Raw genomic sequence first — 383 nt, 5'->3', positions numbered from 1 at the left:
GCTTTACTTCACCTTTGTTGAAATTATTAAAGGCTTTGATCCAGTCGAGAATGGCGGTGTAGGAAGGCATTGAATCAATGCGGAGCCTTTTACCCACAATACCGATGAGATACTGAAGCTCACTCTGATCATCCTTGTTTTTCCAAGCATGATAAAAGGCATGGCTTATCCAGTAAGCGGCATCAATGTTTTCTGGATTATTTCTTTCTGCCCATATCTTGCTGACCAACTGTGTCCCACATTTTTCCAGAATTGCCGTGGTAATGGCATCGGTCTCGGACGGGCTAAACGTCAGGTCATAAAACTGCTGCTCCAAGGTATCGAGCCGCAGCTTCAGTTTTTTGATTTCCTGTTCAGCATCCATGCTATTTCCTCCGGTTAAT

At 44.1% G+C, this 383-nt stretch carries 1 protein-coding gene; it reads right to left on the bottom strand.

What is annotated here, in order from left to right; genetic code table 11:
- A partial coding sequence (locus tag AK963_RS30715; protein WP_139117851.1) for a hypothetical protein occupies window positions 1–364 on the bottom strand: 364 nt, incomplete at its 3' end.
- Window positions 365–383: the final 19 nt, after the last annotated feature.

The sequence above is a fragment of the Endozoicomonas atrinae genome (assembly GCF_001647025.1).
Classification (GTDB): domain Bacteria; phylum Pseudomonadota; class Gammaproteobacteria; order Pseudomonadales; family Endozoicomonadaceae; genus Endozoicomonas; species Endozoicomonas atrinae.
The sequence above is the reverse complement of the archived record's forward strand: the minus strand, read 5'-3'. Positions and strand labels throughout refer to the sequence as shown.